The 21,575-nt window shown below is 68.5% G+C and carries 21 protein-coding genes and 1 pseudogene; 10 read left to right on the forward strand and 12 right to left on the reverse strand.

The features are described 5' to 3' along the window. Positions 1–64 precede the first annotated feature (64 nt). Both MXA07_RS09125 and MXA07_RS09130 read left to right on the forward strand, forming a co-directional pair. Positions 65–892, forward strand: a complete 828-nt coding sequence (locus tag MXA07_RS09125) for an amidohydrolase family protein (protein ID WP_247728295.1) — start codon at positions 65–67, stop codon at positions 890–892. Positions 893–1,077: 185 nt separating this feature from the next. Next, a complete protein-coding gene (locus MXA07_RS09130; RefSeq protein ID WP_247728296.1) occupies positions 1,078–1,857 on the forward strand; it encodes an enoyl-CoA hydratase/isomerase family protein in 780 nt (259 codons plus the stop codon). Between the two features lie 189 nt (positions 1,858–2,046). Here MXA07_RS09130 and MXA07_RS09135 read toward each other — a convergent pair. Continuing rightward, positions 2,047–2,934 (reverse strand): annotated as a pseudogene (locus tag MXA07_RS09135) (glycosyltransferase family 2 protein); the annotation flags it as partial. A 121-nt stretch (positions 2,935–3,055) separates the two neighbouring features. Then, a complete protein-coding gene (locus tag MXA07_RS09140; RefSeq protein WP_247731732.1) occupies positions 3,056–3,763 on the reverse strand; it encodes a class I SAM-dependent methyltransferase in 708 nt (235 codons plus the stop codon). A 263-nt stretch (positions 3,764–4,026) separates the two neighbouring features. Between MXA07_RS09140 and MXA07_RS09145 the strand changes: the two genes are divergently transcribed. From MXA07_RS09145 to MXA07_RS09155, 3 genes are all read left to right on the forward strand, one after another. Then, the gene (locus MXA07_RS09145) at positions 4,027–4,308 is read left to right on the forward strand and encodes a helix-turn-helix domain-containing protein (RefSeq protein WP_247728297.1); all 282 of its coding nucleotides are present in this window, start codon (positions 4,027–4,029) and stop codon (positions 4,306–4,308) included. A 195-nt stretch (positions 4,309–4,503) separates the two neighbouring features. Next, positions 4,504–5,298 carry an MBL fold metallo-hydrolase gene (locus MXA07_RS09150; RefSeq protein WP_247728298.1) on the forward strand — a complete coding sequence of 265 codons (795 nt, stop codon included), beginning with the start codon at positions 4,504–4,506 and terminating at the stop codon, positions 5,296–5,298. Between the two features lie 51 nt (positions 5,299–5,349). Next, positions 5,350–6,207, forward strand: a complete 858-nt coding sequence (locus MXA07_RS09155) for a YkgJ family cysteine cluster protein (RefSeq protein WP_247728299.1) — start codon at positions 5,350–5,352, stop codon at positions 6,205–6,207. Positions 6,208–6,285: 78 nt separating this feature from the next. Here the strand turns inward: MXA07_RS09155 and MXA07_RS09160 are convergent, their stop codons facing one another. Beyond that, on the reverse strand, positions 6,286–6,693 hold the full coding sequence (locus MXA07_RS09160) for a TRAM domain-containing protein (protein WP_247728300.1): 408 nt from the start codon (positions 6,691–6,693) through the stop codon (positions 6,286–6,288). Positions 6,694–6,853: 160 nt separating this feature from the next. After that, a complete protein-coding gene (locus tag MXA07_RS09165) occupies positions 6,854–8,599 on the reverse strand; it encodes a radical SAM protein (RefSeq protein ID WP_247728301.1) in 1,746 nt (581 codons plus the stop codon). Positions 8,600–8,723: 124 nt separating this feature from the next. Between MXA07_RS09165 and MXA07_RS09170 the strand changes: the two genes are divergently transcribed. Both MXA07_RS09170 and MXA07_RS09175 read left to right on the forward strand, forming a co-directional pair. Continuing rightward, complete coding sequence (locus tag MXA07_RS09170) at positions 8,724–8,882, forward strand: DUF7559 family protein (protein WP_247728302.1); 159 nt, start codon at positions 8,724–8,726, stop codon at positions 8,880–8,882. Between the two features lie 282 nt (positions 8,883–9,164). Further along, positions 9,165–9,593 (forward strand): Hsp20/alpha crystallin family protein, encoded by a 429-nt coding sequence (locus MXA07_RS09175; protein WP_247728303.1) that lies wholly within the window; start codon positions 9,165–9,167, stop codon positions 9,591–9,593. An 84-nt stretch (positions 9,594–9,677) separates the two neighbouring features. On the opposite strand, the gene MXA07_RS09180 is transcribed toward MXA07_RS09175, so the two are convergent. The 6 genes from MXA07_RS09180 to MXA07_RS09205 form a co-directional block, all read right to left on the reverse strand. Further along, entirely contained in the window at positions 9,678–10,865 is a 1,188-nt protein-coding gene (locus tag MXA07_RS09180) for an NAD(P)/FAD-dependent oxidoreductase (RefSeq protein ID WP_247728304.1), read from the reverse strand. Continuing rightward, on the reverse strand, positions 10,862–11,626 hold the full coding sequence (locus tag MXA07_RS09185) for a creatininase family protein (protein WP_247728305.1): 765 nt from the start codon (positions 11,624–11,626) through the stop codon (positions 10,862–10,864). The genes MXA07_RS09180 and MXA07_RS09185 overlap by 4 nt, the downstream gene beginning before the upstream one ends. A 138-nt stretch (positions 11,627–11,764) precedes the next feature. Further along, the gene (locus MXA07_RS09190) at positions 11,765–12,562 is read right to left on the reverse strand and encodes a DUF7388 family protein (RefSeq protein WP_247728306.1); all 798 of its coding nucleotides are present in this window, start codon (positions 12,560–12,562) and stop codon (positions 11,765–11,767) included. Between the two features lie 220 nt (positions 12,563–12,782). Further along, positions 12,783–13,412, reverse strand: coding sequence for an NUDIX hydrolase (locus MXA07_RS09195; RefSeq protein WP_247728307.1), 630 nt, complete (start codon positions 13,410–13,412; stop codon positions 12,783–12,785). 1 nt (position 13,413) lies between these two features. After that, positions 13,414–13,881, reverse strand: coding sequence for a DUF7109 family protein (locus MXA07_RS09200; protein ID WP_247728308.1), 468 nt, complete (start codon positions 13,879–13,881; stop codon positions 13,414–13,416). A gap of 152 nt (positions 13,882–14,033) precedes the next feature. Continuing rightward, positions 14,034–15,128, reverse strand: coding sequence for a glycosyltransferase family protein (locus tag MXA07_RS09205; protein WP_247728309.1), 1,095 nt, complete (start codon positions 15,126–15,128; stop codon positions 14,034–14,036). A 297-nt stretch (positions 15,129–15,425) separates the two neighbouring features. Here MXA07_RS09205 and MXA07_RS09210 point away from each other — a divergent pair, with 297 nt between their 5' ends. Next, on the forward strand, positions 15,426–15,596 hold the full coding sequence (locus MXA07_RS09210) for an HVO_0758 family zinc finger protein (protein ID WP_247728310.1): 171 nt from the start codon (positions 15,426–15,428) through the stop codon (positions 15,594–15,596). Positions 15,597–15,848: 252 nt separating this feature from the next. Here MXA07_RS09210 and MXA07_RS09215 read toward each other — a convergent pair whose 3' ends face one another. Together MXA07_RS09215 and MXA07_RS09220 are read right to left on the reverse strand one after the other, a co-directional pair. After that, positions 15,849–17,051 carry a DHH family phosphoesterase gene (locus MXA07_RS09215; protein ID WP_247728311.1) on the reverse strand — a complete coding sequence of 401 codons (1,203 nt, stop codon included), beginning with the start codon at positions 17,049–17,051 and terminating at the stop codon, positions 15,849–15,851. A 113-nt stretch (positions 17,052–17,164) separates the two neighbouring features. After that, positions 17,165–18,049, reverse strand: coding sequence for an SDR family oxidoreductase (locus MXA07_RS09220; RefSeq protein ID WP_247728312.1), 885 nt, complete (start codon positions 18,047–18,049; stop codon positions 17,165–17,167). A gap of 199 nt (positions 18,050–18,248) precedes the next feature. Between MXA07_RS09220 and purL the strand changes: the two genes are divergently transcribed. Beyond that, positions 18,249–20,483, forward strand: a complete 2,235-nt coding sequence (gene purL / locus MXA07_RS09225; protein ID WP_247728313.1) for a phosphoribosylformylglycinamidine synthase subunit PurL — start codon at positions 18,249–18,251, stop codon at positions 20,481–20,483. Between the two features lie 486 nt (positions 20,484–20,969). Then, a complete protein-coding gene (locus MXA07_RS09230; protein ID WP_247728314.1) occupies positions 20,970–21,554 on the forward strand; it encodes a response regulator transcription factor in 585 nt (194 codons plus the stop codon). Positions 21,555–21,575 lie beyond the last annotated feature (21 nt).

Raw genomic sequence — 21,575 nt, forward strand, 5'->3', positions numbered from 1 at the left:
CGCGGTCGGGGCGGGCCGTTCGAAGTCGGTAGGCCAATATGGGTACGGTCGAAAGGTGGACCGAATGCTGGAGCTGGAGCACGGCTTTCGCATCGTCGACGTGACCGCCCGGTTGACCCCGGAGGACGGTCCCTGGCAACGCGATCGGGGGCGGCCCATCTCGCCGGAGCGACTGGAGCGCGAGATGCACCAGGCCGGCATCGTCCGGGCCATCGTCAGTCCCATCCCCCGACCCGACGCCAGTTACGTCCAGGCGAACAACGGGGTCGCCCGCCTGAGCGTCGACCGGCCGTTCGTCGCGTTCGCGCGCATCAACGGCCCCCGACCGCCCGGACAGGGCGCGACGAACCGCTTGCGCTCGGCGTTCGCGACGCGTCGGGAGGCCCACACCTCCCCCGCCGACGTCGAGCAGTACGCCTACGACGACCGGTTTCACGGGTTCGTCATCGACCCGGGCGTCGACGGCCTCCCCGACGACGCCGTCCTCGATCAGCTCGAGGCCGTGGACCTGCCGGTCTGTCTGACCGTGAGTCGCGCGGCGCCGCCGGAGACGCTCGCGGAGGTCTTCTTCGAGCGGTCGTTCCCGATCGTCGTGAGTCACTTCGGCGACGACCGTCTCGATCGCGCCTCGATGGCTCGGTCGATCGACCTGCTCGAGCGCTACGACAACTGCCACCTTGATACGAGCTTCATCTCCTATCGCGAACTGCTCGAGCGCGCCCTCCTCGAACACCCGGACCGCGTCTGCTTCGGCAGCGCGGCCCCCGCCGTCCACCCGAACGTCTCGGTAATGGAGGTGCTGACGCTCGACGTCTCCGAGGACCTCCTGCGGCGGGCGTTCTCGAAGAACGCGAGCCGACTCGTCGAGACCGTCGCCCCCGACCCGTCCTGACCGGCCACGTCGTCCCGGACCGATCTACCGCGTTGGCGCTCGCTCCGACGATTCGGGACCGACGTTCTGCCGTCGAGAAACCCGACGTTCAGCGGTTCGAGGATCCGACCGTCTGCCGGTCGACGGCGACAGGCTCACCTGTGGATGCAGGCAGTATTAAGTCGTCTCGCTCTGAGAAAATTACTATGCGTTCAGTCGGGAGCGGTCTGGCGGCGATCGATCGTGACGGCCCCCGGGCGGACGTCCGCCTCACTCGCCCGCGCAAGCGAAACGCGCTCACCGTCGACCTCGTGAAGGATCTGACCGAAGCGTTCCGTCGCGTCGGCGCCGACGAGAAGATCCGCGCCATCACCCTCCTCGGCGAGGGGCCGGCGTTCTCGGCCGGCGTCGACCTCGAGGAGGTCAGGGCCGCCTCGAACGTCTCGACGTTCGCGGACGAGGTGTTCCCCCAGTTGTTGCGGACGATCGAGGGCGTTCGACAGCCGGTGATCGCCGGCATCGAGGGAGCGGCGCCCGGAACGGCGTTCGAACTCACGCTGGCGTGTGACCTGCGCGTCCTGGGTGCGGACGCGGCCTACGGACTCGTCGAGACGAACCTCGGGATCTTCCCGCAAGGCGGCGGCACCCAGCGATTACCCCGCCTCATCGGTCGGTCGAAGGCGACCGAACTGGTCCTCACCGGCGAGTATATCGCCCCGGAGGAGGCCGAGACGATCGGGCTCGTCCACCACGTCGTCCCGACCGACCAGGTCGAGGATCGGGCGACGGCCGTCGCGGACGACCTCACGTCGAAGGCACCCCGCGCCCTCCACCACGCCAAGCGCGCGTTGCACGCCGCCAGCGATACCCCCCTCGAACAGGGACTCGCGTACGAACGGGCCCTCGGGCGGGAACTGCAGGAGTCGGCGGCGTTCCGCGAGGGCATCGAAGCGCAACTCGACGAACGCGACGGCGACGAGGAGTAATCGAATGCCCGCCCGCGCGTCGATTTCACCCCGCTCTCAGGCCGCAGTTTCGTCGTCGGTCGCCGAAGCGTCGAGCGAGTCGGTGGAGTCTCGCCCGGCTCCGTCGCGAGGCGGGTCGGCTTCGGCATCCGTCCCGTCCGTTCCCTCCGCCTCGTCCGCGTCCCCCGACCCGGCGGCTTCTGCTGCGTCCCGCCGATCGTAGATCTGCACGGCACGGTCGTGTCGGCTCGATACGCCGCGGGGATTTCGCCGGGGCGTTCGGTCGGCGTATCGTGCGCGAAACCCGTGGGAGAGCCCGGTCATCGAGTTGACGACGACGTCGGTTCCGTTTCGAAGCCAGGCCGTCGGCGCCACTGCTCCGCGGACCATCCCGCGGGCGTCGTCGAAGCCGTCCGCGAGGGCGCTCCCGACCGTCCGGGCGAACACCGTCGGGCGCGGGCCGTAGTTCTTCGCGAGCCGATAGCCCAGCGCCCAGTATCGTTCGCCCCAGGTCGGGTCGCCGTTCGAGCGCTCGCCGTCGAGTGAGACGGCCATGTCCGGACTCCAGGTCACCGTATAGGCGTTGGCGGCGAGGCGGTGGGCGCAGTCGCTGGCGCTTTCGGTCTCAAGGGCCTCGTCGAATCCGTCCAGGCGATCGAGGACGGCCCCGTCGAAGGCGACGTTCCCGCTCGTAAACGGCGTCACCGTCCGCTTCGCGATGTGGATCGATTCGGGCGCCGACCCCGTCCCATCGCGTTTGACCGGTCCGGTAATGACGTCCGTCTCCGCCTGGAGTGCGGTCTCGATGGCGTCGTACCAGCCCGATTGGACCGCGTACTCGGGGTGGACGAACGCGATCGCCTCGCCGGTTGCAACCTCGATACCGGCGTTGCGAGCGACGCTCCGACTCCGCTCGGAGATCTCGACGAGCACGTCGACGTCCGCACGTTCGCGGACGATTCCCGTCGTCCCGTCCGTCGACGGGCCGTTGACGACGATGCATTCGCTCCCGGTCGGTACCTCCTCGCGCAACTCGTCGAGACACGAGACGAGCGACGGGCGGTCGTTCAGCGCCGTCACCACCACCGAGAGCTCCATACGGGCCCCTATCTGGACGTGGCCGTATAAATTCGCCGTCCGTAGCCGGTCGCTCCCGGGTGCGAGCCACCGCTCCCGCGTCGATCGACGCGGATGGGCGGCTCCACAGTGTTGCGCTCGGCTAGTCGATCCTGGTCGTCCAGAAGGAGACCGAGGCCAGTCTGTTCACGCCCGGGAGCGCGTCGAAGACGTCGCCGATTCGCCGAAGCGGCGAGGCCAGGGCGTTCGGGGTGATCCGGTAGAGGCCGTACGGCAGGACGAAGTCGTGCTGTGAGTCGACGATCGACAGGTCGTGCGTCTCGGCGAGGGCCTCGACCTCGCGCTTGGAATACAGCCGCGACCCCATCGGGAGCGCCCAGTTGTAGATGCTCCGCGTCGAGTAGCGGTTGAAGGTATCGAAGACGATTCGCTCCCGAGAGACGCGACGCATCTCCCCGAGGAACGCCTGTGGATCGTCTGCCAGGTGGAAAAACCGCATCGCGAGGACGGCGTCGAAGTGGTCGTCGGGGAAGGGCAGGCGCGCCGCGTCGCCACGGATGAACTCGAGGGTCTCGTCGACGCCGGCCTCGTGGGCCTTCTGGCGGCCCTGCTGGAGCATCGCCGCCGAGATGTCGAGCCCGACGACGTCGGCACCCTGGTCGGCCAGCATCGTCGTGAACCGGCCGGTCCCGCAGGCGATCTCCAGGACGGTCTTGTCTTCGAGCGGCGCGAGCGCCTCGAGGACGGCTTGCTTCTCCCGCCGGTCGATCAGCCGACCGCCCCGGGAGAAGCGCTTGTCGTCGTACTCGGCGGCGATCTCGTCGGCCTGGTACCACTCCTGTCCTTTCACGCTACTCACTGGTAGACTCTCCGGGGGATAAAACAATACTGGACTCGAACCGCCCGCGACCGCTTCGGTGCTCGCCCGACCGGCGAGCCGGTTCGCCGGACGCGCTCGGTCGCCAGTACGCGGGTGATCGTCGAATCGGTTCGACCGCTCCACACGGGTACCTGCGGACGGCATATGTATGCCATTATATACCTATTATTAAACCCAGAATATGAATCTGTATATAGCGAACGTTTACCACTCACCCCGCGCGGCCTTTTCGTATGAGCACGAGCTTGTCAGAGGACGGCAGTGTCGAACACAATCCCCCGACGACCGACGACGAGTACCGCGACCGTCTGCGCGAGATGCCCCCGAGCGCGAAACTGGTGGCGAAGGTACTCGAAACCGATTCACCGCTCTCGCAGGGCCAGCTGGTCGAGGAATCGCTCCTGCCCGATCGGACGGTCCGCTACGCCCTCAATCGCCTCGAAGAAGTCGACCTGGTCGAGTCCCGCTACAGTTTCCAGGATGCCCGCAAACAGGTATACTCGCTGACCCGGTAGGTCGCTCGGCGACGTTTCGTCGACCCGACCCCCATCGCCATCCACCCGCTCACCTTTCCTCGCTCGACGAACACCGTCAGGAACCGGTTCGGCTGCACCGTTCGGTGATTCTCTCTCTCTCTCTCTCGAGTCGGACCACGAGACAGCACCGCGCTGAACCGCTACCCACTTGCGGCTGGGCGGACGGCCTCCGCTATGGAGCGAAGCAGGCACCCGGTTCCTGTCGACGGGCGGGTCCCGAGCGGACGGACGAACGCCTATCTGCTCGGTCGCGACCCCGCGCTGCTCGTTGATCCGGCGGCCCCCGACCCGGCGCTCGAACGCGCGATTGCGGATCGGGGGACCGAACACCTCGTGGTGACGCACGGCCACCGGGACCACGTCGGCGCCGTCGACCGTCTCGTCGACGAGTTCGACCTCACCTGCTGGGCGCTTGAGGGGCACGCGGATCGATTCGAACGGACGACGGGCGTCGAACCCGACGAACCGTTCGCCGACGGCGACCGAATTCCCCTCGGTGACGACTCGGTCAGGCTGTACGCCCTTCCCGGCCACGCACCGGATCACGTCGGCCTCGGTCTGGGTGCGGAGGGACCGATCTGCTGTGGCGACTGTGCCGTCGCCGAGGGGAGCGTCGCCGTTGCCGGTCCGGAAGCGGACATGGGTGCCTACCTCGCATCGCTTCGCCGGCTCGCCGCGCTGGATCCGCCCGCGCTCTACCCCGGTCACGGCCCGGTGATCGACGACCCCACCCGGACGATCGAGCGCCTGCTGTCACATCGACTCGAGCGCGAAGACCGCGTGCGCGCGGCGGTGGAATCGGGCCATCGGCGGTTGGCCGACATCGTCGAGGCGAGCTACGAGAAAGACCTCTCGGGTGTCGAGGAACTGGCCCGGGAGACTGTCGGAGCCCACCTGCGAAAACTCGACGCCGACGGCGTCCTCGCGTGGGACGGCCAGCGCGCTCGGCCGGTCGACGACTCGCCGTAGGTCAGTACCGACACCGCGATCCTTTTCCGGGTACCGACCGGAATCGTACGCGTGACGACGCTCGAGGCGGAACTCGAACAGGCACGCTCGCTCTCGGTCGCGGAGCTGGCGGACGCGATCGAGTCGATCGGGTTCGAGTGTACCCACTGCGGCGCGTGCTGTCGGGCCGATCCAGGAGTCGAGGCGTGCGGGACGGGAACGCGGGGTTCGGGGGCTTGTGAGACGGAAACGCATGACGCAGAGGCGTGCGAAACCGGAGCGACCGACGACGAATCGTGCGATACCGAGACCGACGACGAATCGCGCGCGAGTAGCCCGGAGATCACCGAAGCGGACCCGTCGGAGACGATCGACTCCGACGATGCCGGTGGCTCCCCGCACACGGCGACGATCTTTCCCGACGAGGTCCGAACCCTGCGGGACGCCGACGATAGTTCGACCGAGTGGCGCGACGTCGCCCGACCGATGCCGTACGGCCTCTCCGAGCGCGATGACGGCACGACCGTCGGCGAGACGTTCGAGTGGGCGTTACAGACCGACGGCTGCGGCGACTGTACCTTCTACGACGATGCGGCCGACGGCGGCGGCTGTCGGGTCCACGACGACCGCCCGCTGATCTGTCGAACCTACCCGTTCAGCGTCGCGCTCGGCGGGACGAGCCAGCCGATGGGCGACCCCGTCGATCGCGAGGGACTCGTCCGCGCCCACGAGTGCGAGGGACTGGGTCGATCGATCGACCGCGAGGAGGCGCGCTCGCTCGCCCGCGCGCTGAAAGAACGTGCCGTTCGCGAACTCGAAGAGGCGATCGCCCTGACGGAGGGGTACGACCCCGCCGACGCGACCGATCGGGTGGTCGTCGTCGACTCCGAGGAGGCCAAACACCCCGACGGGACGCCGATCGAGGACTGAGCCGGGACCAGGCGACGCCGCGGGCGGCCCGCTCCTGGTCCGAAAAAGTCGACCGGCGCCGTCGCGTGGGCGACCGATCTAGAACGTCTCTTCGATGATCTCGCCGACGGCGAAGTTCGACTTGACCTCGCTGACCTCGATCTTCACGCGCTCGCCGACCTCGGCGCCGGGAACGATGATGACGTAGCCGCGCTCGACGCGGGCGATCCCGTCACCTTGCTTGCCGATATCTTCGATCTCGACGTAGCGGGTTTCACCGACGTCGACGGGGGGCTGCGGTTCGTTCGGACGGGACCGCGAGACGTCGGTCGAGCCCTCGGACCCGCCGTCGGCGCTCGAGCGCTCGATGAGTGCGACGCGATAGACGGTGCCCGGATCGACGTCGCCGGTTTCGACTTCGTGTTTCGGTACCTCGAGTACGTACCGGTCTTCCTCTTCGGATACGTCCGTACTGAACAGACACAGCAACTTATCAGAGATCTCCATAGCCAGATCCTCACCTGCATCAACAGGTCCATTACTTATAGAACTACCGACGGATCTGACGGGCGCGACCGGGCCAGTCCGACGTTCTCGTGGCGATCGGCCGTTTCCTGTCCGGCGTCTGGCCCACTCCGGAAGCGGCCGCAATCCTGGAGCGGGATCCTCAGGTGGCCGGCGGGTGTTCGCTCGATTCCGCCCCCGATTCGACCGTCGCGAACTCGGACAGGTCGAGCCCGTCGACCGACGCGACGTCGGTCGGCGAGTCGTACGGGCGATTCACCACGATCGATCCCGCCCGCGAGTCGCCGATCCCGGGAATGGCGGTGAGTTCGTCGATCGAGGCACTGTTCAGGTCCAGCGGGTAGGGCACGCCGGTCACCGATCGGTAGCCGTGATCGACGACGGCGACGTCGATGGTCCGACCCAGTTCCCGCTCGCCGGGAACCCCGACCAGCAGCGGATAGGTGCCGAGCTGGCGCCCGAACGTGTAGCCGTCCTGGTGGTACTCGAGGTGGACGTCCGGGAGCACCGTCCCGGCCGGGGCGAGCCGTTGGAGCATCGGATTGTCGATCTCCTCTCGCACCTGGCGCTTGTATGGCTTGAACTGCTCTTTGTGCGCCTGCGCGATGTCGGCGCCCGTCTCGGCCATCTCCGTCCCGGCGAAGGCCATCACCTGTCTGATGTTGACCCGCCGGAGCATGAGCCCCTCGTCAAGGACGCGATGGAGGAACTCGAGGTTGTGCTCGTACGTCTCGGGCCGTTCGCCCTGCAGCCCGTGGACGAGATTGATCCCGGGGAGCAGCTTCGGCAGGCGATTCGCCGCGTCCCGGCCGTGCGTCGGCGCATCGCTGGGGTCCTCGCCCGGTCGCCAGCCGGCTTCCTCGTTGACGATCCGGATCGCCTCGAGACACTGATCGGTGGTGACCGCGAGGTTGTTCGCCTTCTGGACGGCCGGGTCGGCCGATTCGAGGCCGAACGCGGCGGTGTCGCCCGCCGTGTTGTACCGGGCGATCGTCCGGATCGCCTCGCGGGATGCCTCGGGCCACTTCGCGATCGTGACCGGGTTCATGTTGTCGAGGTGGAGCGTCTCGAGGTCGGGTGCGACCGACCGGATTCCCTCGTAGAGTTCCCGGAGAGCGTCGGGATTTGGCGCCTCGCCGTCGCCGCCGTACGCGAGGATGTCGGCCTGTCGGCCCAGCCGAAAGTGCGAGACGCCGCGGTCTGCGAGGGCGTCGACCTCGTCGACGACGCTCTCGGGCGGGCGAAACGACGGGTCCCCGTAGAGCGGCTCCGTGCAGAACGAACACCGGTAGGCACAGCCGCGCGACGTCTCGAGTTCGCAGATGAGGTAGTCGGGATGGTTCGGGTGCTGTTCGACGACGAACGCGCCCTTTCGTGCCCATCGATTCACCTCAGGGACGTCGCGCATCCGATCGCCGAAGCCCTCCAGGCCGTTTCGCACGAGGTCGTGGGCGGCCGCCTCGACGTCGCCTTTCGCGACGAAGTCGAAATCCAGGTCCTGGCGTTCGGTCTCGATGGCGCCCTCGTTGGCGTCGCCGACGCCGAACTTCACGGGCCCGCCCATCAGGGAGGTGCCGCTCGCGGTCCAGGCGATCTCGCGAACCTCGTCGGGTTCGGCGGGGGTCCCGCCGACGTACTTGCCGGGGACGGTCATCCCGCCCAGGTAGATGGTGAGGTCGGCCTCGTCCACGTCCCGCCAGCGACCGGGCTCGTCGCGCAGCCCGTCGATGGTGTGGTAGGTGATCGCCGCTTCGGGGACGCCGGCGTCGACGAGCGCGCCGGCGGTGTAGCGCGGGTACGTCGAGACGTACGGCGGGACCCCGAAGTGGGCCGGCTCGTCGACGTAGCCGTCGACGATGGTCACGGAGAGCGACGCGGGGTCGGTCATACCACTCGTTGCGCCCCGACGGTGAAAACCCTGACTCACCGGCGAAAGCGGTGTGCCCACTTCGGTCGTCGTCTCCCTCGCCGCTGGCCGAGCGTTGAAGGACTTCCCGGCCCACCGTGCACGCATGCCATCGACCGAAGAGATCCGGTGTACTGCGGAGTCGTGCTACCTCGACATGTTCGAGAACCACTACACCTACGACCGGCCGGACGATCACGACGTTTCGGCGCTGTCCTGCCCGGTTTGTGACGGGACCGACTGCCTCGAACGGATCGAACTCTGAGCCGCGAACGGAAACGCCAGTGACCGTCGATGACGGACGGGATCGCACTGTCGTCGCTTCGTATCGAGCCCATCGGTGCCGTCAGAGATCGACCGCCTCGACCCCTGCAACGACGCTGCCGGCGAAATAAACCCGCCGCAACCGGTCGGAACGTCTGACGATTTTTTAGAACTATCACAAGAGGTATAAACGCGTTCGTCGTACGTCCCTGTAACCGATGCCCTGGACGATTCCCTGTGCGAACATCTCCCTCCGGCGGGCACGGATTCGGGGTGAGCGCGGGTGAATCCGCAGTCGCTTCTCGAGAGCGGCCGGGAGCACCTGCACCGTCAGGTCGGGCGACTCGCCCGATCCCTCCAGTCGATCCGATCGCTCGACGCCGACCTGCTGGAGAACGAAACCAGTTACCTCGTCGTCGTTGACGCGCCCGGCGTCCGCGCGGCCGACCTCGATATCCGGTACGTCGACGGTCGTATATCCATCTCGAGCGATCGCTCGCTCCGCGAGTCTGTCGGTTTCACCCGCCATTACGTCGGACGGACGCGGTCGCTCTCTGGCTCTATCACCCTCCCCGACGACGCGGTCGTCGATCCCGAGGCCGCCGAAGCGCGCCTGTCCCGACTCGGTACGGTCAACATCACGCTCCCGAAAGACTCGCCGGCTGACCGCCCCGACTCGGCCGTCGGTGAGGAGATCCCGATCGACGACTGACGGTGCGGCCACTCACAGAAGCGGCAGTTTGCTGGAGCTGGTCGGACGTCCAATCCGCTACGGACGGGGTTTCGAAGCGTTCGTTCAGCCGTCCTCGATCGACATACCGGGCGTGATCTCGAACTGTTCGTCGCCGTCGAACCGGGTGGGGTCGAATTCCTCGATGCCGCCGTCGCCGAGGACTTGCTGTGCCAGGCGGTCGCCGATCGCCGGCGCGCGCATGAAGCCGTGACCCTGAAAGCCCGTCGCCAGGTAGACGCCCGCTGCAACCTCGCCGACCAGCGGGTCGCCGTCGGGCGTCGCGGTGCACAGGCCCGCCCAGGCGCGCTCGACTGTCGGGTCGATATCGGGAAACCGGTGGTCGACGGTCGATAGCACGGACTCGGCGAAGCCCGGCGAGGCGGCCCCGTCCCAGTCGTCCGGATCGGCCTCGACGCGCTCGGTTCCGTCGCCGGCGAGCAGGCCCTCGGGGTGCGGCCGCACGTAGACGTCGGCGCTCGCGTCGAAGCACATCGGTTCCGAATATCCCGCGTCCGCGACGAGCGCCTGCACGCGGTAGGGTTTCATCGCGATCGAGATGCCGGCGTCGGCCAGCAGCGACTTCGAGTGGGCGCCGGCGGCGACGACGACGGCGTCGAACGTCGCGTCCGCGCCGCTCTCGCGTTCGGTCACCCCTGGCGCGTCCGGACGGACGTCCACCGCCGTCTCGTCGCGAAACGTCGCGCCGGCGCCCGTCGCGGCCGCGGTCAGACAGGCGGCGTATCGTCCCGGATCCGTGTACCCGGCGCCTCCGGCGACGCCGGCGAGTGCGACGTCGTCGGTGCGAAGCGCGTCGAAGCGATCCTCGAGCGCGTCCGCGTCCATCGCGGTGGCGACGATGCCGTGTTGCTGCATCCGCTCGACGCTCGCCTCGATCTCGTCGACGATATCGTCGTCGCCCTCGCGGGCCAGCCAGGCGTACGGACACTCGGTGAACGGGAAGGTGTCGGGTCCCGATAGCTCGCGAAATCGCTCGATCGACTCGCGGCCGATCTCGGCGTCGATCGGGTCGGCGTACGCGTCGTAACAGACGCCGGCCGCGCGGCCGCTGGAGCCCGAGCCGGCCGAACCGCGATCGTAGAGCGTCACGTCCGCGCCGCGGCGGGCGAGATCGTAGGCGCACGTCGCGCCCACGGCGCCGGCGCCGACCACCGCGACCGAGACACCGGCGCCCGCGTCGACGAACGCGTCCGGACCGACGGCGGCCTCGGGGAGCGGGTCGTCCTCGCTCATCGGTGCGCCCGCTGCCAGCAGTCGTCCATCGGGCGCTCGGCCAGCCAGTCGAGCAGCCCCTCGAGTTCCTCGCGCGCGGCCTCGAAGAGGGTCTCGCCCGCCTCCGGCGACGCCTGCGTCGGCGCGCCGACGGCGCCGCTCTCGGTAAAGTCGACGGTGTCGAAGCCGACCTGGGCGCCGTGGACGGTCTCGCCCCAGCCCTCGGCGCCGTCGGCCTCGGCGTCTTCCAGCGACTCGGGGTCGACCAGTTCCTCGTGGAGGTGCCAGATGAGGCTCGATTCGGCGGCGTCCGCGTGCCCGCCCGCCTCGTCGAACAGCTCCTCGGCGACGTCGTCGACGGCGTCCCACCAGTTCCAGGTCGGGGCGTATGCGACTTCGTCAGCGCGCAGCGAGCGCGTCGCCCGTCCGAGCGCCCCGACGTTCCCCCCGTGACCGTTGACGAGTACGACCTTTCGCAGGTCGTGTTCGGCGAGACTCCGCACCGTCTCCTCGACGAACGTCGCGAACGTCTCGTCGGAAACGGTGAGCGAACCGTCGAACTGCATGTGGTGCGGGCTGACGCCGATCGGGATGGTCGGCAGGACGATCGTCTCCGGACGATCCGCGACCGCGCCGGCGAACGCCTCGGCGGCGAGGTGGTCCATCCCCAGCGGGAGCGCCGGGCCGTGTTGTTCGGTGCTGCCCGTCGGCAAGACGGCGACCTCGGCCGCGTCGAGCGCGTCGGCCGCCCCCGTCGTCGACAGCGATGCGAGTTCGGGCATACCCGTGGGTGCGGACGGGACCTACTTACGTGTGGGTGTTCTGACGCCGAAATTGGCCGTTGGAGACCGGCGAATCTCGGCTCGCGACCGACCACGGGAGACGTCGCCGATAACTCGCTCGCGCGAAACGCCCGTCGATCACTCGAGAAGGTGATCCAGCCCGCGCGCGGGATAGCCGACGACGGTCGTGACGCCCGCCGACCGAAATCGGTCGATGCGGGCGCCGACGGTCGCGACGTCGCCGACGAGCGCGTACGACTTCGCCGCCTCGAGGAGCGTTTCGCGTACGGCTCCCGTCGCGCCGGCGTCCGTCGGCGCCTCGTCCGGCAGGTCCGCGGCGACCGAGCCGCGACGCGCGACGTACTCGCCGACGGCGTCCAGGATCGCGTCCTCGTCGGCCGTCAACACGGTCGGCGCGTAGACCGCTATCTCGCCGTCGAAGCCGGCCGCGCGCAGCGCCCGTACGGCCCGCTCGGTCGACCCCGAGAGCAGTTCGAACTGCGCGGCGCCGGTCGCCAGCGCGATGCGCTCGACGCTCTCGGTCCCGACCCACGCGTCCGGGACGGCCTCGACCGCCGCGCCGAGGCGCGGCGCGATGGCGCGCGATCGCTCGTCCGGTGAGAGGTACGCCGGGTGGCCGGCGACGAGGATGCGCCCTACATCCGACGGCAGGGTGTCGACGAGGCTGTCGTCGCCGAGCGGGTCGAACCCGTCGGCGCGGACCGGCGTCGTCGTCCGGACGTCGTGTCGCTCGGCGAGTCGCTCCAGGGTCGACGCGTCCGGCAAGGCGTCCCGGCCCTCGTAATCGATCGCGATCGTCTCGACGGGTACCTCGTCGACGGCCGAGAGGTCACTCTCGGTCGGCTTGATGGCGATGGCGTCGAGGCCCACGCGGTCGCACGCGCTGGCGACGCCTCTGGATCGCTCGTTCAACATCGACGATCACCCCCCGAGACGATGGGTTGGTTAGAAACGATTCGGAACTCGATCCATCGTCTGTGAGACCATGTACGTCTCACCTCGGCGCGAACGTATTAAAGTGTGACGTTCGACGGATGCAACAGTCGGCGCCTGCGACGGCTCCGAGATGGAATCGATCGACGGGCACGGAGGGTCGACCGGCGGGCCGTTCATCCCGTCTGTCCACCGTGGATTCTCACTCGGTCCGTCCGTCGGAACCGTCCGTCGGCTCGCCCGCGTTCGGGGTCACCTGCGTGGAGAGCGAGGGTGGCCGAAACGGCGTGGCGAGTTCGAGTAGCTGCACGAGCATGCGCGCGGTCGCACCCCAGACGGTGTAGCCGTCGATCGTGAAGTAGTGGACGAGCACCTCGCCCGCATCCGGGTGGGTTCGCGTCTCGTACTCGTAGTTCGTCTCGTCGAGGAACCCCTGGAGGGGAAGGACGGCGATCTCGGCGACCTCCCGATCGTCCGGTTCGTACGTTCGATCCGGGATCCTGGCGACGAACGGCGTGACGGCGTAGCCGGTAATCGTGCGAATGTCGTCGAGCTGACCGATCACATCCGCCTCCGCGGGCGCGAGGCCGATCTCCTCGTGGGCCTCGCGCAGCGCGGTTTCGAGCGGCGACGCGTCGAACACCTCGGCGCCGCCGCCCGGAAAACTCATCTGGCCGGGGTGTTCGCCGAGGTCCTCCGCCCGCCGGGTCACCAGCAGGGCGTGCTCGTCGCCGCGGGCGACGATCGGCACGACGACGGCCGCGTCGCTCGGCTGATCGTCGATCTCGCTCGGATCGAACGACGCGACGGGGTCGAGGTCGAACCGCGCCATCTCACTCGATCACCGGTTCGAGCCGCGATCGTCGGCCCGAGAGGTCGAGCGGCGCCCAGGCTTCCAGGTCGTAACTCACGTCGAGCAGGGTGCGCGCCCGCGGACCGTCGCCTTCCTCGCAGGCGCGCTCGACGGCCGCATCGAAGCGTTCGCGGACCTGCGATTCGAGCGCTTCCGGGTCGATCTCGCGGTACTCGATCTCGAGGATGTGTGGGAGGTCCTCCGCGTGGGCCGGCCGTTCGGGAAACGCCGTCGGGCCCACGGTCACTCCCGGCTGGCCGTCTAGGTCGCACTCGAGGAGGACGAACCGCTCGCGAGCGTCGTCGACGACCGCCTCGAGGGCCGCCGCGTCGGTCGGTTCGCGCCCGCCTCGGGCGTCCAGTTCCGCGACCGCCCGTTCGAGTTCCGCGTCGGTGAGGGCGCCGAAGAGGTCGACGACGCCGGCCAGTTCGTTCGCCGTCGGTGGCATACCTCCAGGTCGGTCTCGAACCGTATAGACTCTTGTGTCCGGGCGAGGCGAACGGAACACCTGCCGCCGTCGATTCGGAACGGTCGGTCCGCGGTTCGGGCGGCTCGGCATCGGTTGGGCTCGGTCCCGCGACCCGAGCCGGGAGCGGTTGGTCACGGGGCCTCTGGACGTCCGGCGTCGACCACCTCCGCCGGCTCCAGCGCGACCGTCGACCAGGACGGCAGCCGACGGTCCGGGCCCGGTTCCGCGATGGCGTCGGCGTACCGTCGCACCTGTCCTCGCTCGCGCTCCGGATCGTAGTCGAGGCCGTTGAACGTCGCGTCCGCCCGGTACTGCGAGACGAGTTCGTCCGCCCGTTCGGCGTACGCGCCCCGGAGGAGGTCGTACTCGGGGTGGATGCCGTGGTCCTCGAGAACGTGAAAGAGCGTCGCCGCGACCGCCCGACTCATCCCCTCGAGGCCGGTGTCGCCGGCGACGGCGCGATGGTCGTGCTCGTGGCGCCCGAGGTCAACCTGCGCGCTGCCGGCGAACCCGGCGTGATCGAACGCGTCGCCCAGCGTCCCCACTTCGAGTCCCCACGAGCGCGGCGCGCGCAACTGCCTCGCGAGCGAGGCGGTCATCGCGAACTCGCCGGCGAGCGCGTAGCGGAACGCGTCGAGATACGCGAGCACGTCGGCCCGGTGGCGATCGGTCAGCGCGCGAAGCAGCGGCGCGTAGAAGAGTCGGAAGAGTCGGCCGTAGAGCCGGTCGTTCTCGACGCGGGCGTAGTACCCCTTCGAGAACGAGTACCCCATCGACAGCGGCGCGAGCAGCCTGGAGACGAGGTCCGTGTCGTAATTTTCCGCGTCGGCGTCGTGGACCACGACGGTTTCGCCCGCCGTCGCGGCGGGTCCGAGCGCCAGCCAGACGTCGCGCCCCTTCCCGAACCCGTTTTCGAGGCCGAGGTCGTCGAGCAGGGTCTCGACCCCCGGCGCGTTGCACCACAGCGTCGTTCGTTCGAGGTCGAACGTCGAGAGCCAGGCGTCGATCGCTTCGATCCGATCCGCTGGTGCCCGAACGGGGACGATCACGCGCGCAGGCGCGAGCGATTCGAGCGTCGAGAAGACGCGCTCCGCGGCGAGGCTCGCGAACTCCCGGTGGGTTATCGGCACGACGACGGCCGCCGAATCGATCCGCTGGGTTCCGACCGGCGGACCGCGGCCGTCGAAGTCGTGCAGCGTCGCGATGCGTTCCTGGACGTACTCCATCGACCGGTCGTCGCTCGCCACTCCGAAAAACGCTGCGAATCGGCGCCAGACGGCGCGTCGGTGGTTCGGATCGGTAACGCCCCTTCCGGTCGCTCGTCGGTGCTGCGGGCAGTGACCCGCGGTCGATTCCCGGGCTCGGGCGACCGCCGCGTGTCGGTGACCGAACGCTGCCCTCGTCCGGCCGACGGTACGTGATTGTTCCCCCTCGAAACCCATCCGGAATACTACATGTTAGGCGACGATACCGTCACGTTTCGACCCGGGTCTTTTTCTCCCCGTCCTTCGTAGGCCCGAAACATGAAATCCATCCGGAAGGCGCTGCGGGAAGGCGAACTCGTCAAGGATACGTACGAACGGGTCACATGCGCGGAGTGTGAGAAGGCGCTCAAGACGGAGAACGATCCGGACACCATCACGACGATCCGTCGGTGTCCGGACTGTGGCACCGAGTGGAAGGAGATTCGCTGACGCGCCGGACTGCCGTCTCCCGGGTGCGCCCGTGACCCTGGCCGTTCGTTCTCAGGGTCACACTATCTTCGTTCGTCGTGGCTGGCCGGGAGGCGAGGCTCGCGCGACGCCCGTCGGCGCTCGGTTCCGTCGGTCCCTCGTCGTCCGGTTCGGTCCTTCGTCGTTCGTTTCCATTACCCGAGCGTGTCACGTCACCGCGTCCCTCCTGTGTGCCTTCGGGCGGGTGGACGAACCGCGCGGGAACGGCCGCGATCAGCGTTCACCGGAGAGCGCCCGGAAGAGGCGCGCTTCGAACTCGTCCTTGCTCACACCTTCGGACGGCCCGAGACCGTTCATGTGCTCGACCGAGAGCTGGCCGCCGCCCATGCGGGCGTGGCCGCCGGCCGACGCCATGGGAATGTCCTCGACGACGTGGCGGAGCGTCTCGCCCATGTGGACGCGGTCGTCGCGAGACCGACCGGAGAGGTGCAAGGTGTCGTCCGACTCGCCGTAGACGACGACGGCGGTGACGCCCTCGAGGTGTAAGAGTTCGTCCGCAGCCTGCGGAATCGCGTCGACGATCTCGATCTCGCCGACGTCGCAGATGGCGAACGACCCCTCGACCCGTTTCTGCCGGATCGCGTCCGCCTTCGTCTGTAACACCTCGTCCGCGACCTGCGGGTTCGAGATCCGATCGAGATCGTCCTCGTCGATGCCGTCGAAGAGGAACGCGCAGGCGTCGAACTCCGCGGGCGTCGCGCCCTTGGTCAACTGGTCGGTGTCGGACTGGATCCCGTAGAGGAGGCCGGTCGCGAGGTCGGTCGAGACGACGAGCCCGTCGGATACCTCCGCGTCGACGGCCGCTTCGAGGGTCGCGTCGAGTTGACGGAGGTACTCCGTGACGATCGTCGAGGCGGCGCCGTACTCCGGGCGCACGTCGGTAAACTCCGTCCCGGCGCCGTTTCCCGGGTGGTGATCGACGACGGCGATCGGTTCGACGTCCCGGGCCCCGGTGAAGCCGCGTGCGGTGTTGTGATCGACCAGGACGACGGTGTCGGCGGCGAGTTCGCTCGCCGTCTCGATCCGATCGAGGTCGAGTTCGAGCACCGTCCTGAACGCGCGGTTCTCCTGGTGACGGATCTGGCCGGGGTACTGCAGCGTCACGTCCGTTTCGACGGTCTCCGCGATCGCGGCGACGCCCATCGCACACGCCATCGCGTCCGGATCCGGGTTCGGGTGCATGAGCACCGCGATTTCGTCCTGCCGGGCCACGAGCCGTCGCAGGCGTCGCCCGGGCGGGCGGTTGAGCCATCGGTACAGCCACCAGCTCCCGGCTGCGAGGAGGAGCATCGCGAGAACAGCGGCGGAGAGGACCAGCGGGTCGACCGCCTCGAGCCCGTTCCGCGTGCGATCGATCAGACCCACCAATTGGCCCGACGGATCACCGGCCCGTCCCGCGGTGAACCGGACGACCATACCCCACTGTTCAAGTCGGTGACCATGAATGTTCCCCTTCGGCGGCTGGGCCGGATTGGCGGCCCGGTCGGGTGTATTTCCGTTCTACTCCATCACAAATCTACGTTCGACCCCTACGCGGTGTCGTCGACGACGCCCCGATACCCTTCGCGATAGGTCGGATACCGGTACGTGTATCCGAGGGAGACGAGTCGGTCGTTCGAACACCGCTTGTTCGTCCGGACCCGCCGTCGCGCCCGCTCCGAGCGGTCGTCGCCGGCGAGTCGGTCCGCGACCGTCTCTTTCGGCGGCGAGGGACGCCCGCAGCGCTCGGCCAGCCAGTCGGCGAACGCCCAGCGAGAGACCGGTTCGTCGTCGACGACCAGGACCACCTCGTCGCGCGCGGCGTCCGTCGCGAGCAGATGGGCGACGGCGCCGGCCGCGTCGTCCCGATGGATCGTGTTCCGATACCCGTCGAGGACCGGCCCGTCGAGATAGCGGTCGATCCGGTATCGACCTGGCCCGTAGATGCCGGCGAGGCGGGCGACGGTGCCGTTGATTCCCCATCGATCGCCCGCGTTCAACACGATCTCCTCCGCGTTCGCGAGCACCGACGCCCGCTCCGTGGCCGGTCGAATCGGCGTCGATTCGTCGACCCAGTCGCCGTCGTGATCGCCGTAGACGCCCGTCGAGGACGTGTAGACGAGCCGGTCCGGCGGATCCGGTCGCGCTCCGACGGCCGCGAGGACGGTTTCGAGCCCCTCGACGTAGCGCTCCCTGGCGGCCGCGGCGTCCCGGCCGCCGCTGCTGACCGCGTAGACCAGGGCGTCGACGTCCGGGACCGCCTCGAGCGTCGAGCGATCGGTCACGTCCGCCCGCACCGGCCGAATCCCGGCCGCCTCCACCCGGTCGAGGCCGTCTGCAGACCGGCGGACGCCCCAGACCTCGTCACCTCGTTCGAGGAGTTGTCGACCCAGTTCGAGTCCGACGTAGCCGCAGCCGAGGATGCCGACGCGCATGCGAGTTCCTGGGCGCCGGCCGGGTAAATGATCACCGACTGCCCGGTGAGCAAGCGGAAAGTGGGGTCGATGAACGGAGGCGGCCCACCGATTGCGATGCTCGGTTCGACCCCTCCCCACTCGGCCGATATCGCGCGACCCGACGCGTCCGCCGTCCACATAGAAACCCCTTTACTCCGCGGTTGGCTTGCCTCTCCTAATGAGTCTCTCCGCGTCCGATCGCGAACTCGTCGTCGAGGAACTCGGCCGGGAGCCGACGCCGGCCGAGGCGGCGCTCTTCGAAAATCTCTGGAGCGAACACTGCGCCTATCGCTCGTCCCGACCGCTCCTCTCGGCGTTCGAGAGCGACGGCGAGAACGTCGTTATCGGTCCCGGCGACGACGCGGCCGTCGTCGAGGTCCCGACCGCCGCCGATTCTGATCCTATCTACATCACGCTCGGTATCGAGAGCCACAACCACCCCTCCTACGTCGACCCGTTCGACGGCGCGGCGACGGGCGTCGGCGGCATCGTCCGGGACACCCTCTCGATGGGGGCTTACCCCATCGCGCTCGCGGACAGCCTCTACTTCGGCGACTTCGAGGACGAGCACGCGAAGTACCTCTTCGAGGGCGTCGTCGAGGGCATCAGCCACTACGGCAACTGCATCGGCGTGCCGACGGTGGCCGGCAGCGTCGACTTCCACCCGGACTACGAGGGGAACCCGCTGGTCAACGTCGCCTGCGTCGGACTGCTCGATCCCGACCGACTCGTCACGGCGGAGGCCCAGCAAGCGGGAAACAAGCTGGTGCTGTTCGGCAACGCGACCGGCCGGGACGGGCTGGGCGGCGCGAGTTTCGCGAGCGAGGACCTCGACGAGGACGCGGAGACGGAGGATCGCCCCGCGGTGCAGGTGGGCGATCCGTACGCGGAAAAGCGCCTCATCGAGGCCAACGAGCTCCTCGTCGAGGCGGGTCTCGTCGAATCGGCTCGCGATCTCGGTGCCGCCGGTCTCGGCGGTGCCTCGAGCGAACTCGTCGCGAAGGGCGGACTCGGCGCCGACATCGAGCTCTCACGCGTCCACCAGCGCGAACCCGGCATGTCGGGCCTGGAGGTCCTGCTCGCCGAGTCCCAGGAGCGCATGTGTTACGAAATCGCGCCCGAGAACGTCGATCGCGCGGCCGAGATCGCGGAGCGGTTCGACCTCGGCTGCTCGGTGATCGGCGAGGTGACCGAAGACACCTACCGCTGTTCGTTCGAGGGAGACGTGATCGTCGACGTCGACGCGGAGTTCCTGGGCGAGGGCGCGCCGATGAACGACCTCCCCGCGACGGAGCCCGAGTCCCCGACCCGGTCGCTTCCCTCGCTGACGCCCGACCTGCGGACGGCGGTCGAATCGGTCGTCGCCAGTCCGAACACGGCGTCGAAACGCTGGGTGTACCGCCAGTACGACCACGAGGTCGGGACCCGGACGGCCCTCGGACCGGGCGACGACGCGGCGATCGTCGCCCTCGACGAGGTGACTGCGCCGGCGACCGACGCGGCCGCGGATGGGTCGCAAGCGCCCGTGGGGACCGCCGACGCGACCGACCGGCCAGTCGGTCTGGCCATCTCGAGCGGCGCGGCGCCGAACTGGACGAGCGTGGCGCCCTACGAGGGCGCGCGAGCGGTCGCGCTCGAGAACGCGACGAACCTCGCGGCGAAGGGCGCGAGCCCGCTCGCCGCGGTCGACTGCCTCAACGGCGGTAATCCCGAGAAGCCGGGCGTCTACGGCGGTTTCACGGGCATCGTCGACGGCCTCGCCGAGATGTGCGCCGACCTCTCGGTGCCGGTCGTCGGCGGCAACGTCTCGCTGTACAACGACTCGCCGTCGGGGCCGATCCCGCCGACGCCGACGCTCGCGATGGTCGGCTCGCGGCCCGGCGTCGACGCGCCTCCCGCGGCCGCCACAGCCGAGGGCGACCTCCTGCTCGTGGGCCCGGACCCCGCGTCGACGGAGCCGGCGCTCGGCGGGTCGGTCTACCTCGGTCAGTACGACGGGAGCGACCGATTCCCCGCCCTCCCGGACGATCCGGGTGCGCTCGTCGACGCGATCGCGTCGGTCGCGCTGGCCGACTCGACGCGGGCGGTCCACGACGTCAGCCACGGCGGGCTCGCCGTCTCGCTCGCGGAGATGATCTCGCCCGACGCCGGGCTCTCGGTCGACCTTTCGGCGTCGCCGTTCGAGGCCGACCCCGCGGAGATCCTCTTCGACGAGCGCCCGGGTCGCGTGCTGGTCCAGTCGACGGATCCAGAACGCGTGCGCGAACTGGTGGGCGATCGCGCGTCGGTCACGGCTCTGGGTACGCCGACGACGTCCGGCGAGCTGGCAATCGATGCGGGCGCGTCGTCGCTTCGTCTCGACGCCGAGCGGATCGCATCGCTTCGGTCGACCATCACCGACGAACTCGCGTAACGGATCTCGGTTCGCGTGGCCACTGCGAAACGCCACCGACCGTCTCGCCGATCCCCGACACCCGCCTCGATGGGCTGATCGACACGGCTCGCGGCGTCGCGGTTCAGGGAGGGATTTCGGTACCGCGGTCGTACGGCCGCTTCGAATACACCGGGCCGGTTCCGGAACACGGCATCGGTTGTCAGAATGGCTTTCGCCGTTGTTCATGCTGAAGCGAAACGAAGTAGCACACTATGACTTCCCATCGCATCGGACCAAATCGACACGGAGCAACGTCCGATAACTGCCTGTATGAACGGGTCAATACGTGCGATTCGACGGTCGAAGTCGTGCCGTTGCAGCATCAACCGGCCGGCGTCTTGCAGATGAAATGACCGCGGGGTCGGGACCGACGGGATCGTTTCAGAATCGGTATGTTTGGCCGGTATCTGCCGACATCTTCTTGAGTGTCGGCCGTCTGGCTTCGACTATCCCCCGAGGTACTGCATGGTCGAATCGCCACACGTCCTGATCGTCGAAGACGAGCCTGATCTGGCGAACCTGTACGCCGCCTGGCTCGCAGACGAGTGTACGGTCGAGAAGACCTACGACGGCTCGGAAGCGCTCGAGTTGATCGACGACGCCGTCGACGTCGTTCTCCTGGACCGACGTATGCCTGGGCTCTCCGGCGACGACGTCCTCGATACGATCAGGGACCGCGAACTCGACTGTCGCGTCGCGATGGTGACCGCCGTCGAACCCGACTTCGACATCATCGAGATGGGATTCGACGATTACCTCGTCAAACCCGTCTCGAAGAACGACCTCACGACGGTCGTCAACCAGTTACTCCTCCGGTCGACGTACGACGAGCAACTGCAGGAGTACTTCTCGCTGGCGGCCAAGAAGGCGCTGCTGGACGCCCAGAAGTCGGAGGTCGAACGGAAGACGAGCGAGGAGTACGCCGCACTCGAAGATCAACTGGCCGTGTTGCGAACCCGGGTGGACGACACGATGGCCCAGCTGTTCGACCAGGACGTCTACCGCCGGCTGTGCGAGGATCTCACCCGTCGAACCGCGCCCTCAGAGTGAGAGCACGCCGATCAGCCGGTC

Origin of the sequence: Halovivax limisalsi (assembly GCF_023093535.1) — an archaeon.
In the GTDB taxonomy this organism is placed as follows: Archaea; Halobacteriota; Halobacteria; order Halobacteriales; family Natrialbaceae; genus Halovivax; species Halovivax limisalsi.